Source organism: Citrobacter sp. RHBSTW-00017 (assembly GCF_013797615.1).
In the GTDB taxonomy this organism is placed as follows: domain Bacteria; phylum Pseudomonadota; class Gammaproteobacteria; order Enterobacterales; family Enterobacteriaceae; genus Citrobacter; species Citrobacter braakii.
Genome location: NZ_CP056899.1, coordinates 665472 through 680576, shown reverse-complemented (window position 1 = coordinate 680576; position 15105 = coordinate 665472). Strand labels below are relative to the sequence as shown.

13 protein-coding genes are annotated in these 15105 nt (G+C 52.9%); 7 read left to right on the top strand and 6 right to left on the bottom strand.

Annotated features, from left to right (window positions below; translation table 11 throughout):
* The first annotated feature begins 2 nt into the window (after positions 1–2).
* Positions 3–356, top strand: a complete 354-nt coding sequence (locus tag HV037_RS03270; protein WP_019077738.1) for a glycerol dehydratase reactivase beta/small subunit family protein — start codon at positions 3–5, stop codon at positions 354–356.
* Positions 357–887 (top strand): cob(I)yrinic acid a,c-diamide adenosyltransferase, encoded by a 531-nt coding sequence (locus tag HV037_RS03265; protein WP_016157513.1) that lies wholly within the window; start codon positions 357–359, stop codon positions 885–887.
* Here the strand turns inward: HV037_RS03265 and dhaR are convergent.
* Complete coding sequence (gene dhaR, locus HV037_RS03260) at positions 865–2790, bottom strand: dihydroxyacetone kinase operon transcriptional regulator DhaR (RefSeq protein WP_016154585.1); 1926 nt, start codon at positions 2788–2790, stop codon at positions 865–867. The two genes, HV037_RS03265 and dhaR, sit on opposite strands and share 23 nt — an antisense overlap.
* A gap of 92 nt (positions 2791–2882) precedes the next feature.
* Positions 2883–3980, bottom strand: coding sequence for a glycerol dehydrogenase (locus HV037_RS03255; RefSeq protein ID WP_016154586.1), 1098 nt, complete (start codon positions 3978–3980; stop codon positions 2883–2885).
* Positions 3981–4541: 561 nt separating this feature from the next.
* On the opposite strand from HV037_RS03255, the gene HV037_RS03250 reads away from it, so the two are divergent.
* Positions 4542–6200, top strand: a complete 1659-nt coding sequence (locus tag HV037_RS03250; protein ID WP_103284258.1) for a glycerone kinase — start codon at positions 4542–4544, stop codon at positions 6198–6200.
* Between the two features lie 65 nt (positions 6201–6265).
* Here HV037_RS03250 and cfa read toward each other — a convergent pair whose 3' ends face one another.
* Positions 6266–7420, bottom strand: coding sequence for a cyclopropane fatty acyl phospholipid synthase (gene cfa / locus HV037_RS03245; protein ID WP_049040238.1), 1155 nt, complete (start codon positions 7418–7420; stop codon positions 6266–6268).
* A gap of 67 nt (positions 7421–7487) precedes the next feature.
* On the opposite strand from cfa, the gene HV037_RS03240 reads away from it, so the two are divergent.
* Entirely contained in the window at positions 7488–8336 is an 849-nt protein-coding gene (locus tag HV037_RS03240) for a helix-turn-helix transcriptional regulator (RefSeq protein ID WP_103284476.1), read from the top strand.
* Here HV037_RS03240 and HV037_RS03235 read toward each other — a convergent pair whose 3' ends face one another.
* Complete coding sequence (locus HV037_RS03235) at positions 8337–9110, bottom strand: siderophore-interacting protein (protein WP_088583066.1); 774 nt, start codon at positions 9108–9110, stop codon at positions 8337–8339.
* Positions 9111–9345: 235 nt separating this feature from the next.
* On the opposite strand from HV037_RS03235, the gene HV037_RS03230 reads away from it, so the two are divergent.
* A complete protein-coding gene (locus HV037_RS03230; RefSeq protein ID WP_170973919.1) occupies positions 9346–9993 on the top strand; it encodes a PadR family transcriptional regulator in 648 nt (215 codons plus the stop codon).
* A 53-nt stretch (positions 9994–10046) separates the two neighbouring features.
* Here HV037_RS03230 and HV037_RS03225 read toward each other — a convergent pair whose 3' ends face one another.
* Positions 10047–11567 carry a PAS domain-containing methyl-accepting chemotaxis protein gene (locus HV037_RS03225; protein WP_016154592.1) on the bottom strand — a complete coding sequence of 507 codons (1521 nt, stop codon included), beginning with the start codon at positions 11565–11567 and terminating at the stop codon, positions 10047–10049.
* Between the two features lie 430 nt (positions 11568–11997).
* On the opposite strand from HV037_RS03225, the gene ygjG reads away from it, so the two are divergent.
* Positions 11998–13377, top strand: a complete 1380-nt coding sequence (ygjG, locus tag HV037_RS03220) for a putrescine aminotransferase (RefSeq protein WP_049259762.1) — start codon at positions 11998–12000, stop codon at positions 13375–13377.
* 90 nt (positions 13378–13467) lie between these two features.
* Here the strand turns inward: ygjG and HV037_RS03215 are convergent, their stop codons facing one another.
* Entirely contained in the window at positions 13468–13800 is a 333-nt protein-coding gene (locus tag HV037_RS03215; RefSeq protein WP_016157522.1) for a tRNA-binding protein, read from the bottom strand.
* Positions 13801–14009: 209 nt separating this feature from the next.
* Between HV037_RS03215 and ebgR the strand changes: the two genes are divergently transcribed.
* On the top strand, positions 14010–14993 hold the full coding sequence (gene ebgR, locus HV037_RS03210) for a transcriptional regulator EbgR (protein ID WP_016157523.1): 984 nt from the start codon (positions 14010–14012) through the stop codon (positions 14991–14993).
* Positions 14994–15105 lie beyond the last annotated feature (112 nt).

The following is a 15105-nucleotide window of genomic DNA, read 5'->3' as shown; positions in this document are numbered from 1 at the left end:
CAATGTTACTTTCATCACCGGGCGTACACCTGTTTTATCACTCACGCTGGCAGGGTACTCGCGTGCTTGACGAGTTGTGCTGGGGGCTGGAAGAGCAAGGCGTTCCCTGCCGGGCAATCTGTTGCGACGATCATGACTGCGCGCTGGCGCTCGGCAAACTGGCGGCCAAAAGTTCGACGCTGCGCGTGGGTCTCGGTCTCAACGCCACCGGTGATATTGCCTTAACCCATGCCCAGTTGCCCGAGGATCGGGCGCTGGTCTGCGGGCATACCCGCGCCGGGACAGCACAGATCCGCACGCTCGGCGCCAATGCCGGTCAACTGGTTAAAGTTCTTCCCTTCAGCGAGATAAAATAAATGTACCGCATCTATACCCGAACCGGTGATAACGGCACGACCGCGCTGTTTGGCGGCAGCCGTATCGATAAAGACGACATCCGCGTTGAGGCCTACGGCACGGTGGATGAACTGATTTCCCAGCTTGGCGTCTGCTATGCCAGCACGCGCCAGGCCGAGCTACGCCAGGAACTGCACGCTATGCAGAAGATGCTGTTCGTACTGGGGGCGGAACTCGCCAGCGATCAGAAAGGACTCACACGCTTAAAACAGCGTATTGGCGAAGAGGATATTCAGGCGCTGGAGCAGCTTATTGACCGCAATATGGCGCAAAGCGGCCCGCTCAAAGAGTTTGTTATTCCGGGGAAAAATCTGGCATCGGCACAGCTGCACGTTGCGCGAACCCTGACGCGTCGGCTGGAGCGGATCCTCATCGCGATGGGCAGAACGCTGACGTTACGCGATGAGGCCAGGCGTTATATCAACCGACTGTCGGATGCGCTGTTCTCGATGGCCAGAATCGAAGAAACTACTCCAGATGTTTGCGCTTAAACTGGCTGGCATCAATGTCGTACTGCTTCATCTTACGCCACAGGGTGGTGCGACCAATATTCAGCAGTTGCGACATCTCCTGAACACGCCCACTGGTCACGCGGGCGGCATGGATAATCGCCTCTTTCTCGATGGCGGTAAAGGTCAGGCTGGCGGGCAGCAGTGAAGATGCCGTCTCCAGACCCGGGCGTTCGGCAAACAGATAATCCGGCAGATTGCTCAGCCGAATATGGCCGTTATCACTGCTGATGGCGATATTTTCAATAATGCTGTTCAGCTCAAAATCATTACCCGGCCACGAATAGGCCACCAGTTGTGCCAACGCGTCGTCGTCGATCTTCAGGCTGGATGAAAAGCGTTTTTTCAGGCTATTCAACCGCGTATAAATCAGCGATGGAATACTGTTACGCCGCGCCCGCAGCGGCGGGATAACGATCTCAAAAGAGTGCAGCGCGTAATACAACTGACGGCTAAAGCGGTTTTGCTCCACCAGATTCGCGAGATCAACCGTGGTGGTGGCGATCACTTTGACATCCACCGGAATCAGCCGCCGGGCATCCAGGCGGGTTAAAACGCCTTGCTTGATCACCTGCAGCAGCGCGGATTGTAACTCCGGCGCCAGATATTCAATTTTTTCAAGAAACAGCGTGCCGCCGTTCGCCAGTTCAAGACGGCTCAGCCGACCGTTTTCATCATCAGTGGGCGCACTGCCCATAAAATCCTGCCCCAGTACGCTGTTGGCATACAGCTGGCAGTTCACGGCGATATACGGCCCGCTGGCGCGTTCGCTTTCATTGTGAATGGCCTGACTCAGTAGCTCTTTACCGACGCCCTCTTCCCCGCACAGCAGGATCGGGAAACTTCCCCTCGCCGCCTGACGACCAAAGTGGATCAAACGTCGGGTTTCTGGATCGTCTGTCGACATCTGCTCAAAGGTGTGGCTCACCTTGCCGAGCTGGCTGGTCATCAGTTGACGCATTTGCTCCACCGGATGCAGCAGCAGGATAAAGCTGTTGCCCTGCTCTTCAACAATCGGTTTCAGGGTGATGACGGCATCAACAAACTGGTGCTGGCTTTCAAAGGTGACTTCGACATGATTCAGGCCGCGGGCATGTTTGATCGCCCGACGCAGCAGCATGGGGAGATTGAGCAGGTCGTTAATATTCTTCCCCTGGCTGGCCTGCGCGTCGAGATGCAAAAGCAGCGCCGCGCGCGCATTGAGGAACTGCAATACGCCCTGTTCGTTCCAGGCCATCACGCCATCATCCATACTCTCCAGCAGCCCGTACATCTGGTTCAGATGGCGGTTGGATTCAGCCAGCAGGCTGTCAGTCAGCAATGAGTTGCCGACTTCTCTGGCAATCGCCAGCGTCAGGGATAAATCAGAAACGCACTCATGCTCTACCAGACAGCACAGCGAGATGGAGCCAAACAGTCGACCATGGTTATCGAATACTGGCGTAGAGCAGAACGACCACGGATGCAACGCCTGTTTAAAGTGCTGATCGCCAGAGGTTTTTGTCGGCTGCCCCGGCATCGTCGCCAGCGACAACGCGCAACTGCCAATAATGCTTTCCGCACAGTAACTGCCGTCGCGAAAACCGAGCTCCGCCAGTTGCTCCACCGTCTGCGGATCGCCGCAACGGCTGAGAATACAGGCCGATTCATCCAGAATTAGCAGCGCGCACGGACGGCCGTCCATAAACTCCCAGGCATCTTCCAGCGCGGCCTGAGCAATCGTCAGCAGCGCCGTTTTGCGACGACAGATCGACTCAAAGGTCAGGCCCTGCGCCTGATGCGGCGCCTGCCAGGTTTCCCGCTGCATAAACTTGCTGCAACGATGCCATGACTGGGCAATGACCGAAGAGACTTCCTTCCCAATGTCCTGAGTGTGCGTCGTCATATCCCTTTCCGCTGTTTTACCATAGACAACCCCTCCGGCAGAGACTGTCAGAGGGGGGAGAAGATGCCGGATAAAAACTTACCGACGACTGATTAACGCGCCAGCCACTGCTGTCCCAGCAGGTCTGCCGTCAGTATCGCGGCATGTACGCTCTCAGGCGTCACCGGGAACGGCATGTTGTGGATGGTTTCACCTTCTGCGCAGGTCGCTTTGGCCACGGCCATGATCTTGCCGTCAATGTCGTCTTTTACGCCCATTTCCGCTAACGTTACCGGCAGGCCTACTTTCTGACAGAAATTCAGCACGGTTTCGATCTCTTCCATCGGGCTGTTTTGCAGCACCAGCTGCGCCAGCGTACCAAAGGCGACTTTTTCACCGTGGTACAAATGGTGACACTCTTCCAGAATCGTAAAACCGTTGTGGATAGCATGCGCCCCTGCAAGACCACTGCTTTCAAAGCCGATGCCGCTGAGGTAAGTGTTCGCTTCGACAATACGCTCCAGCGCATCAGTCACCACGCCAGCCTGCGCGGCAAAGCGTGCCTTTTCGCCTTCCGCCAGCAGGGTATCATAGCACAGGCGCGCCAGGCTCAGCGCCGCTACGGTGGACTGTCCGCCCGCCATGCTGGTCGCTCTGGCGTCATAACAGGCTTTCGCTTCAAACCAGGTTGAGAGCGCATCGCCCATCCCGGCCACCAGCAGACGTACCGGCGCTTTGGCAATGATTGCGGTGTCCATCACCACCATATCCGGGTTTTTCGGGTAGATCAGATACTCTTCAAACTCACCGGCTTCGGTATAGATAACGGACAGCGCGCTGGTTGGCGCATCGGTAGAGGCGATAGTCGGGATCACCACCACCGGTAGCTTCTGGTAGTAACCAATCGCTTTGGCGGTATCCAACGTTTTCCCGCCGCCAATCCCAACCACGCCGCGGCAACCGTGCTGTTTCAGAATGGCAATCAGGCGATTAATTTCAATATGGCTGCATTCACCGTTGAAGCGTTCCGCGTGGCAGCTAATGTCGTGGCTGTGCAGGCCATTGAGTACCTTCTCTCCCGCCAGCTTCATCACGAAGTCATCCGCAATCACGAAAAAGCTGTCCGCCAGATTTTTAGCGTATTGACCAAATAAGGTGGAAGCGTCAGGGCCCTGGAGATATTTGGCTGGAGATTGAATAACTTTTAGCATTCCTTTCATCCTCAAATAAGTACATGTTTTTACATGGTGAGCCCTGGCGTTAACCTGTTTGGCCTGTTGCTGTCGGCAAAAACAGGAGGTACCGGAGCGATGCAATAACTGTATGGCGAGGCGTGAACAAAAAAATCTTTCGTCATTTTGTTCTGATATGAAACAGATAAAAACGATGCACGTTCCATTCTGGAACGCTTATCCACAAAAATGATAAGGTTTGCGATCCCGATCCGTTCATTTACCCCCAAATCTCCAGCAAACACGAAGCTCAGTTCCTGTTTTACTCATGCAGTTATATTAAAACCGGCAAAAAAAGGCTGGCTTCGCCGTATGAGCGGCGCTGATCGCAGGAGAAAAAAGTCGAGCGAGCTCGCATTATGATCATTCCCCGCTTTTTTAAGTTTCATTTCGGAACAAAAAACAGCATCAACGTTCCGTAATGAAACTCATTTTAGCGTTGTTTTTTTCCACGCTGACTTCGCCAGAATCTCTTCATTGCCTCCGCACCATGATCCTACATTCGGGGGTTTGTCTTTCACTCAACCTCGAGGAGCCGTTATGTCTCAATTCTTTTTTAACCAACGCACCCATCTTGTGAGCGACGTCATCGACGGGGCGATTATCGCCAGCCCATGGAATAACCTGGCGCGTCTGGAAAGCGATCCGGCCATTCGCATCGTGGTCCGTCGTGACCTTAATAAAAATAACGTAGCGGTCATTTCCGGCGGCGGTTCGGGACACGAACCCGCGCACGTTGGGTTTATCGGTAAAGGCATGCTAACCGCTGCGGTCTGCGGCGATGTTTTCGCCTCCCCGAGCGTGGATGCAGTACTGACCGCGATTCAGGCGGTGACCGGTGAGGCTGGCTGTTTGTTGATTGTGAAAAACTACACCGGTGACCGTCTTAATTTCGGTCTCGCCGCCGAGAAGGCGCGTCGCCTTGGCTATAACGTTGAAATGCTGATTGTCGGCGACGACATCTCCCTGCCGGATAACAAACACCCACGTGGCATTGCAGGAACTATCCTGGTGCATAAAATCGCAGGCTATTTTGCCGAACGCGGCTATAACCTCGCCACCGTCCTGCGTGAAGCGCAATACGCAGCCAGCAACACCTTTAGTCTGGGCGTAGCCCTTTCCAGCTGTCATTTGCCGCAAGAAACCGACGCAGCCCCTCGTCATCATCCGGGTCATGCGGAGCTGGGTATGGGCATTCACGGTGAACCAGGCGCATCGGTTATCGACACCCAAAACAGTGCGCAAGTGGTGAACCTGATGGTGGATAAACTGCTGGCCGCCCTGCCTGAAACCGGTCGTCTGGCGGTGATGGTTAATAACCTTGGCGGCGTTTCCGTGGCCGAAATGGCCATCATCACCCGCGAACTCGCCAGCAGCCCGCTGCACTCGCGTATCGACTGGCTAATTGGCCCGGCCTCGCTGGTCACCGCGCTGGATATGAAAGGCTTCTCACTGACGGCCATCGTGCTGGAAGAGAGCATCGAAAAAGCACTGCTCACCGAAGTGGAAACCAGCAACTGGCCGACGCCGGTCCCACCGCGTGAAATCACCTGTGTAGCGTCATCTCAGCGTAGCGCCTGCGTGGAATTCCAGCCTTCGGCAAACGCCCTGGTGGCCGGGATTGTGGAGCTGGTCACCGCAACCCTTTCCGATCTGGAGACTCATCTGAATGCGCTGGACGCCAAAGTCGGCGATGGCGATACCGGTTCGACCTTTGCCGCCGGCGCGCGTGAAATTGCCAGCATGCTGAATCGCCAGCAACTGCCGCTGGATAACCTTGCCACGCTGTTCGCGCTGATTGGCGAACGTCTGACCGTGGTGATGGGCGGTTCCAGCGGTGTGCTGATGTCAATCTTCTTTACCGCCGCCGGGCAGAAACTGGAACAGGGCGCTAACGTTGTCGAAGCGTTAAATACGGGGCTGGCGCAGATGAAGTTCTACGGCGGCGCAGACGAAGGCGATCGCACAATGATTGATGCGCTGCAACCGGCCCTGACCTCGCTGCTCGCACAGCCGAAAAATCTGCAGGCCGCATTCGACGCCGCGCAAGCGGGAGCCGAACGAACCTGTTTGTCGAGCAAAGCCAATGCGGGTCGCGCATCGTATCTGAGCAGCGAAAGCCTGCTCGGAAATATGGACCCCGGCGCGCACGCCGTAGCGATGGTGTTTAAAGCGCTGGCAGAGAGTGAGCTGGGCTAAGATGTAACAAGGAGCGCTTCTCAGGTATTTACTGCCTGATGGCGCTTCGCTTATCAGGCAGAACGTTAACGATACACGCGGATCCCGCCCTCTACGCCGCGACTAAACAGCACCTGCCAAAGTTCAATATCTCTGGCGCGGAAAGCCCCGGCGCAGGCGCATAAATAGTAGTTAAACATTCTTCTGAAGGTGGCGGAATAACGTGATGACAGCTCCGGCCATGCTTGATTAAAGCGCTCGTGCCACGCCATCAGCGTTTTATCGTAATCGCTGCCAAAGTTATGCCAGTCTTCCATCACAAACCGTGATTCGCTGGCTTCGGCAATATGGGAGATCGCCGGTAAGCAGCCGTTCGGGAAAATGTATTTATTGATCCACGGATCGACGCTCATCCCTTTTTTATTGCTACCAATGGTATGTAGCAGGAACAGTCCGTCCGGTTTTAAACAACGGTCGGCGATGCTGAAATAGGTGTCGTAGTTTTTTGGCCCGACGTGTTCAAACATCCCCACCGAGACAATGCGATCGTAGTGTTTATCGAGGTCGCGATAATCCTGCAGCAGAATCTTAACGTCCAGTCCTTCACAGCGCTGCTGCGCCATTTTTTGCTGCTCTTTAGAAATGGTGACGCCTTCCACCGCCACGCCATAATGACGCGCCGCATATTCCGCCAGCCCACCCCAGCCACAACCAATATCGAGTAAACGCATACCCGGTTTAAGTTGTAGCTTCTCACAGATCATTTTTAATTTAGCATTTTGCGCATCGTCTAATGTGGTCGCATCTTTCCAGTAAGCGCAGGAATATTGCATATGCGGATCAAGCATCAGCGCAAAGAGATCGTTACCAATATCATAATGTTCTTTGCCGACAATCCACGCGCGGCTCCGCGACTGCAAATTAAACAGGCGTGCGCTGGCAATACGTAAAATATCTTTCAGGTTACCCGGCATCTGCTGGTCAAGTTTTGCTTTCAGGATTTTGCAGAACAGAATATCGAGCCGCTCGCAGTCCCACCAGCCTTCCATATAGCTTTCGCCAAGCCCTAACGAGCCTTGTTGCAGTACCCGTTTAAAGAAACCGGCATGATGAAGTTGAATGTCCCAGGCACGGGAGCCATTAATCCTGATATCTGCTTGCGAAAGCAGCTCTTTTCCCATTCGGGTCCAGTGATCATTTGTTTCATTGACGATGACAGCATCTGAACAAAGCGAGTTCATGGTTTTTACCAAAGGTGGGCTAAAAATTCTTACGCAAGATTATTATGGAAAAAAGAGTGTATGTATTATGATCCGCGGACAAGATCTATCGAGCAGCGGACACACCATCGGGAGCATTGACGATCTATTTATGGAAACTCTCGTGCAAAAACAGTGGAACTCCTTCCCGGATAACTCCATGACGGAACTGCCGCAGGATGTTTACTTTCGCTCTTATGTCCTGGAAGCCAATCATCATGTTCCACAGCATTCACACTCTTTTATGCAGTTTCATTTCGCCCGCAAAGGCAGTATGCGTATTGATGTTGCCGGCAAGTGCTGGATAATCCCGGCGCATTATGGCATCTGGATCCCAAATCATACGGAGCATGCGGTTTGGGCATTGGATGATGTGCATTTAGAGAATCTGGATATTAAACCGAGCTTTCTTGAAGAGAGCATCAATGAATGTAAAGTGGTGGCTATCAGTGATTTCGCCAGAGAGTTTATTCATTACGCCACGAATTTAATTTCGGGCCATTATGATAGCCAGTCAAAAGAGGGCAAGCTGGTTAGCGTCCTGGTCGACATTATTCTGCAGCTTCCGGAAGTCGCTTTTGTATTACCCTGGCCGCAGAATCGCGAATTAACCAAAGTTTGCCGAACAATACAAGAATCCCCGGCGCTGGAGCATTCGGTTGAATACTGGGCGCAGCATCTGGGTATGTCTGCCCGTACTTTTTCACGCCATTTCAAAAAAGAAACCGGATTGCCTTTCAGCGTCTGGAAGCAAAAAATGCGTATTCTGGAATCCGTATTAATGCTGAAGAAAAATAAAAGCGTGACCGCCGTGGCGCTCGACGTAGGGTATTCAAGCACCGCGGCATTTAGCTACGCATTCCGCCAGGCGTTTGGCGTTCCGCCATCTAATTACTGATTAACGACGCTGATGCCAGTAAGCCGCTGCGCGAACAAGTTGCTGATCGAACGCCTCGCTTTCAAAGCGAGCACTCAGGTTTTTGACCACCTTACCTTCGCCGGTAATCCAGATGTAGTAATCATCTGCAGGTACGCTTAGCTGCGATAAGTGTTCATTCACCGCCTGTTCGTCATGGCCGATAAACCACTGAATAGTAAATCCGTCGAGATGGGCAAAATAGTCCTGGTACGCGGCATCCTGCACGCTTACCAGCGCCGTGACGTTCGGACGTACCGCTAAACGGCTGAGCGACTCCAGGCGTCGGCGCAGCGCAGGCATTCCCGATTCATCACACACGTAAAGCTGATACGCGTAGTCTTCTGGCACCACCAAAGAACCGCGCGGTCCGCCTACCGTCAGCTTGTCACCCTCGCGGGCATTCATCGCCCACGTACTTGCCACGCCACCGTCATGAATATAGAAATCCAGTGCCAGCTCATGGCGTGCTTCGTCATACAACGGCGTGTAATCACGGGATATCGGACGCACGCCGTCAGCCCAGACAATACCTTCATCGGTGACAACCGGCGGCACAAAGTGGCTGCCCGGTTCAGGGAAAAAGACCTTGGTATGGTCATCAAAGCCGTGTGAGCTAAAACCATCCAGAGCGTCACCGCCCAGTACAATGCGCTGAAAGCCCGCGCTAATACGTTCGACGCGCAGGACAGTAAGTTCCCGAAAACGCAGTTCATTGCGAACGCGCTGCGGGTAGCGTGAGGTGTTTTTTGTCATTTTTTCGCCTTCGGAAAGATAATACGATATATCTAAATTAATTTTTAAATGATAATGATTGCTAATCAGCAAGATTGCAAGCACTTTTTTGATATAGTCGACTTCTGATTAACTGACTAACGCACGCCTTTAAAAAAGATAAAAATCATCAAGTTAAATAAAAAATATTTTATAGCCTTGCACCAAAACAATATTTAGATATAAATTAGATATATCTAAAATACATCAGGAGACGATGATGCAAAACCATCATGAAGGTTGCTGCAAGCATACAGAGCACCAACACGAAGGCTGCTGCAAGGGTGAAGGTCATCACCACGAAGGCCGCCACAACGAACACCATGCAGGTTGCTGCAAAGGTGAAGAACATCACCACGAACAGGGTTGTGGACACCGCCACGGTCGCGGCGGCGGTCGTCGCCAGCGCTTCTTTGGTCACGGAGAATTACGCCTGGTCATTCTGGATATCCTGACCCGCGACGCCAGCCACGGCTATGAGCTGATTAAAGCGATTGAAACCCTGACTCAGGGCAACTATACCCCGAGCCCGGGCGTCGTCTATCCGACGCTGGATTTCTTGCAGGATCAAGAGCTGATCACCATCAGCGACGAGGAAGGCGGGCGTAAACAGATTGCGATCACAACCCAGGGCCAGCAGTGGCTGGATGAAAACCGTGAGCATCTGGAACATATCCACGAACGTATTAAAGCCCGCTGCGTGGGTTTTGAATTACGCAAGAACCCGCAGATGAAACGCGCGCTGGAGAACTTCAAAGCCGTGTTGGACCTACGGGTCAATCATGGTGATACCAGCGATGCGCAGATCAAAAAAATCATCGGTATTATCGATCGCGCTGCGCTGGATATTACTCAACTGGATTAATCTACAGAGCAGGCGGAACGCGTTCACCCTGCGTTCCGCCTTTATCGTTAATATTAATGCAGCACCGTAACCGCATCTTCCAGACGACCAGCGCGATGTTTCACCATCGCGGAAATCTGGGCGCTCTCTTCAACCAGCTCGGCGTTTTTCTGCGTAATATTGCTTAATTCATTCACTGCGCGAGTCAGGCTCGAAAGACCATCTGACTGTTCCAGCGTTGAGTGACTGATTTGGGCGATCAACTGCGTCACGTTTTGCACCTGCGCCACAATATCATCCATCGTGCGCCCTGCGGCGTGAACCTGGTCAGATCCGGACTGCACCTTATCGGCGCTGGCATCAATCAGCTTGCGGATATCATTGGCTGCACTGGCGCTGCGGCTGGCAAGATGACGCACTTCTCCCGCCACCACGGCGAACCCTTTCCCCTGCTCACCCGCCCGTGCGGCTTCAACAGCGGCGTTCAGGGCCAGAATATTAGTCTGGAAAGCAATATCGTTAATCAGCGTGGTAATGGTGCCGATCCGCTGGGTGCTGTTGGCGATATCATCCATAGTTTTGATGACGGTATCCATCGCCTCGCCGCCGTGCGTCGCCGCGCTGCTGGCTGCAATGGAGAGCTTGTCGGCCGCGGCGGCGGTCTCTGAGTTTTGCTTCACCGATGCCGCCATCTGATTCATAGTGGTCACCGTTTCCTGCACGTTCTCTACGGTCTGCTGCGTATGCTTGTTTAAATCATCGCTGCCTTTCGCCAGCGTTTCGCTGTCGCTGCGCACACAGCTCACCTGACTGGAGACATCATGGATGAGCCAACGGCACATTAGCCCCAGTTGCCCAACCGCTCGCAGCATCAGGCCCAGTTCATCACTGCGGTTAAGATGCGACACGCTGTTTCGTTCACCGGTCGCCACTTTTAGCGCCTGACGAGCGACATTCTCAATAGGACGCACAATCTGCCATTCGAAAATAGCCGTTCCCAACATCATCACCAGCGCGCTTATCAGCAGTAACGGCCATTCGGCGCCCATTTGCTGCAATGCGGCCGCCAGTACGATAAACATAATTGCCATTACGCTGCGCACTCGCCAGCGAATCGGCAGCGCCGGGAGTTTACCCAGCCAGCCTTTGCGTACCACCAGTCCTTTATGGATACGTCGGTTGCAACGCCCTTCATTCAGCGCTTTATATAAAGGCTCTACCGCCGCAATCTCCTCGTCAGTGGCCCGGGTACGAATCGACATATATCCGGTGACACGACCTTCCCGTACCATCGGCACCGCATTGGCCCTTACCCAGTAGTGATCGCCATTCTTACGCCGGTTTTTCACAATCCCGCTCCATGGCTCGCCCTGTTTCAGGGTGTACCACATATCCGCAAACGCCGCTTTTGGCATATCCGGATGACGAACCAGATTGTGCGGCTTATCGAGCAATTCATTCAGTTGATAGCCACTGACCTGGACAAAAGTATCGTTCGCGTGGGTGATATAGCTTTGTAAATCGGTGGTCGACATGAGGGTGATATCATCATCCAGCGGTGTATTTTGCTGACTAACGTAGGGATGAGAAGACATGATTGCGTCCTGTGCAGGTTATCTGGTTGTTAACTCTTTCGGCTTATGTTATTTCGGCGATAATTTTTTTATCTTTAGTTGTTAAATTTGATTTAGATCGCAATTTGCGATTAAACCTCAAAATCTGTACGCATTCTAATCCATTGATTTAAAATACTTTCATCCAGTAACTATTCAACTACACTTCTACCAACGCACCGTCACAGTGCAAATATTGCTCACTTTTAGCGCAGAAAAGTGCTTTTCCGATCTGTTTTCGCGGTCTTAACCTGGGCAAAATGCCAGTAAATGTTAAACATCAGTATTAAATGTTGCGTGAATGAGATGTTTCCTGGTGTTTATCCCGATTTTTGCTAAGCGCGCCGGAATGGCGCAATCACTGCAATACTTAAATCAGTATCATGTGATACGCGAGCTCCGGGAGCATATTTTGAACAGGTTACCTTCCAGCGCATCGGCCCTGGCCTGCAGCGCACACGCACTGAATCTCATCGAAAAGCGCACGCTTGATCATGAGGAAATGAAATCATTAAACCGAGAGGTGATTGAATACTTCAAGGAGCATGTCAATCCGGGGTTCTTAGAGTATCGAAAATCTGTAACTGCAGGCGGGGATTACGGAGCCGTAGAGTGGCAAGCGGGAAGCCTGAATACGCTTGTCGACACCCAGGGGCAGGAGTTCGTCGATTGCCTGGGTGGATTTGGAATTTTCAACGTGGGGCACCGTAATCCAGTCGTGGTTTCCGCCGTACAGAATCAACTCGCGAAACAACCTCTGCACAGCCAGGAGTTACTTGACCCTCTGCGGGCCATGCTGGCAAAAACCCTCGCCGCGCTGGCACCAGGTAAACTGAAATACAGTTTTTTCTGTAACAGCGGGACCGAGTCGGTTGAAGCCGCTCTGAAGCTGGCGAAAGCGTATCAATCGCCGCGCGGTAAATTTACGTTCATTGCCACCAGCGGCGCATTCCACGGTAAATCACTGGGAGCACTGTCCGCCACGGCTAAATCAACCTTCCGCAAACCGTTTATGCCGCTGCTGCCGGGTTTCCGCCATGTGCCGTTTGGCGATATTAACGCGATGCGCACCATGCTCAGCGAGTGTAAAAAGACCGGTGACGACGTCGCAGCCGTGATCCTCGAACCTATCCAGGGTGAAGGGGGCGTGATCCTGCCACCGCAAGGGTATTTGCCCGCCGTGCGTAAACTTTGCGATGAGTTTGGCGCGCTGATGATCCTTGATGAAGTGCAGACCGGCATGGGTCGTACCGGCAAAATGTTCGCCTGCGAGCACGAAAATGTGCAGCCCGACATTATGTGTCTGGCCAAAGCGCTGGGCGGCGGCGTGATGCCAATTGGCGCAACCATTGCCACCGAAGAGGTGTTTTCCGTCCTGTTCGATAATCCCTTCTTGCATACCACCACGTTTGGCGGCAACCCGCTCGCTTGTGCGGCTGCGCTAGCCACCATTAACGTCCTGCTGGAGCAAAATTTACCAGCTCAGGCGGAGCAGAAAGGCGATATGTTGCTGGATGGTTTCCGCCAGCTTGCGCGGGAGTACCCAGACCTGGTGCATGATGTACGCGGTAAAGGCATGCTGATGGCAATTGAGTTTGTCGATAATGAAATCGGCTACAACTTTGCCAGTGAGATGTTCCGCCAGCGGGTACTGGTTGCCGGCACGCTAAACAATGCAAAGACGATCCGTATCGAACCGCCGTTAACGTTAACGATCGAGCAATGCGATCTGGTATTGCGATCGACGCGCAAAGCCCTGGCAGCATTACGGGTGAGCGTGGAGCAGGTGTAATACATGTCGGATGGCGCTGCGCATCTCAGGCTTACGGGATCAAATGTAGGTCGGATAAAAGCGTAGCGGCCATCCGGCAATTAGCACAACTTAAACAATCCGCACACCCGCAGGCATAAGGCGTTCTGGCGTCAGCAGCACGCTTTCGCTGCCATCGTCCGTCTCAGCGCACAGCAACATGCATTCTGACGTTTCCCCGCGCATTTTGGCCTTTTGCAGATTACACAGCACCACCACCGTTTTCCCCATCAGCTCCTCTTCGCTGTAATAAGGCACCAGGCTGGTCACGGTTTGCAGCGTACGCTCTCCCACATCCACCTGCACGATATACAGCTTATCAGCATTGTCATGGCGCTTTACCTGTGCGATTTTTCCAACACGTATTTCCATTCGGGCAAAATCAGCAAATGCGACGGTATCCATTGTGTTCTCCTTTGGTAAAACTTTACTAAATAATAGCAAAATATTTTCCGGGAATGGTTCTCAAAAGCGGGAAAATGACGTAGTCATCACACTCTGAAAGCCCAGTTTTACCCCAGGCATGTCAATTAAACGTACTTTTTTTACTGAAAACAGATGAATAGATAAGCACTTCATTTACAATGCGCAGGTAACTCAGGGAAAAGGCAAACATGGCAACACTTAAAGACATCGCAATCGAAGCTGGCGTGTCCCTGGCGACAGTGTCCCGGGTTTTAAACGATGACCCCACGCTGAATGTAAAAGAAGAGACCAAGCATCGCATTCTGGAGATCGCGGAAAAACTGGAGTACAAAACCAGCAGTGCTCGTAAAAACCAGACCAGCGCGCTCGGCCCCCAGCATATTCTGGCGCTCTACAGCTACCAGCAGGATTTGGAAATCAACGATCCTTACTATCTCGCGATCCGTCACGGAATAGAAACCCAGTGTGAGAAGCTGGGGATCGAACTGACCAACTGCTATGAGCACAGTGGGCTACCGGAGAGCAAAAACATTACCGGCATTCTTATTGTCGGCAAGCCTTCTTCGGCTTTGCGTAATGCAGCAGCAGCGCTTACCGACAACATCTGCTTTATCGATTTCCATGAACCCGGCAGCGAATATGACGCCGTCGATATCGATCTGGCCCGCATCAGTAAAGAGAGTATCGACTACTTCATCGCCCAGGGCGTCACTCGCATTGGCTTCATCGGCGGTGAAGACGAACCCGGCAAGGCAGATATCCGTGAAGCCGCGTTTGTCGAATACGGTCGTCTGCAGCAGGTCGTTTCTGAACAGGACATCTATCGCGGCGGTTTCTCCAGTTCATCAGGGTATGAACTGGCAAAAAAAATGCTGGCGAAAGCCGACTATCCCGGTGCCCTGTTTGTGGCTTCAGACTCGATTGCTATTGGCGTTCTGCGCGCCATTCACGAGCGTGGCCTGAACATTCCGCAGGACATTTCGCTGATTAGCGTTAATGATATCCCGACAGCGCGCTTCACCTTTCCTCCGCTTTCCACCGTTCGCATCCATTCAGAAATGATGGGCAGTCAGGGCGTCAACCTGCTGTTTGAGAAAGCCCGCGACGGGCGTGCGCTTCCTCTGCTGGTTTTTGTTCCCAGCAAGCTGAAACTGCGCGGCACCACCCGCTAAAATCCCCAGTAAACACGCCCGGTTTCTTCTGATGCCGGGCGCGCATTGTCATGCATTATTTTCTGCGCCCCATTATTTTCGTGATCCAGTTAAAGTAAATCACCTCACTCAC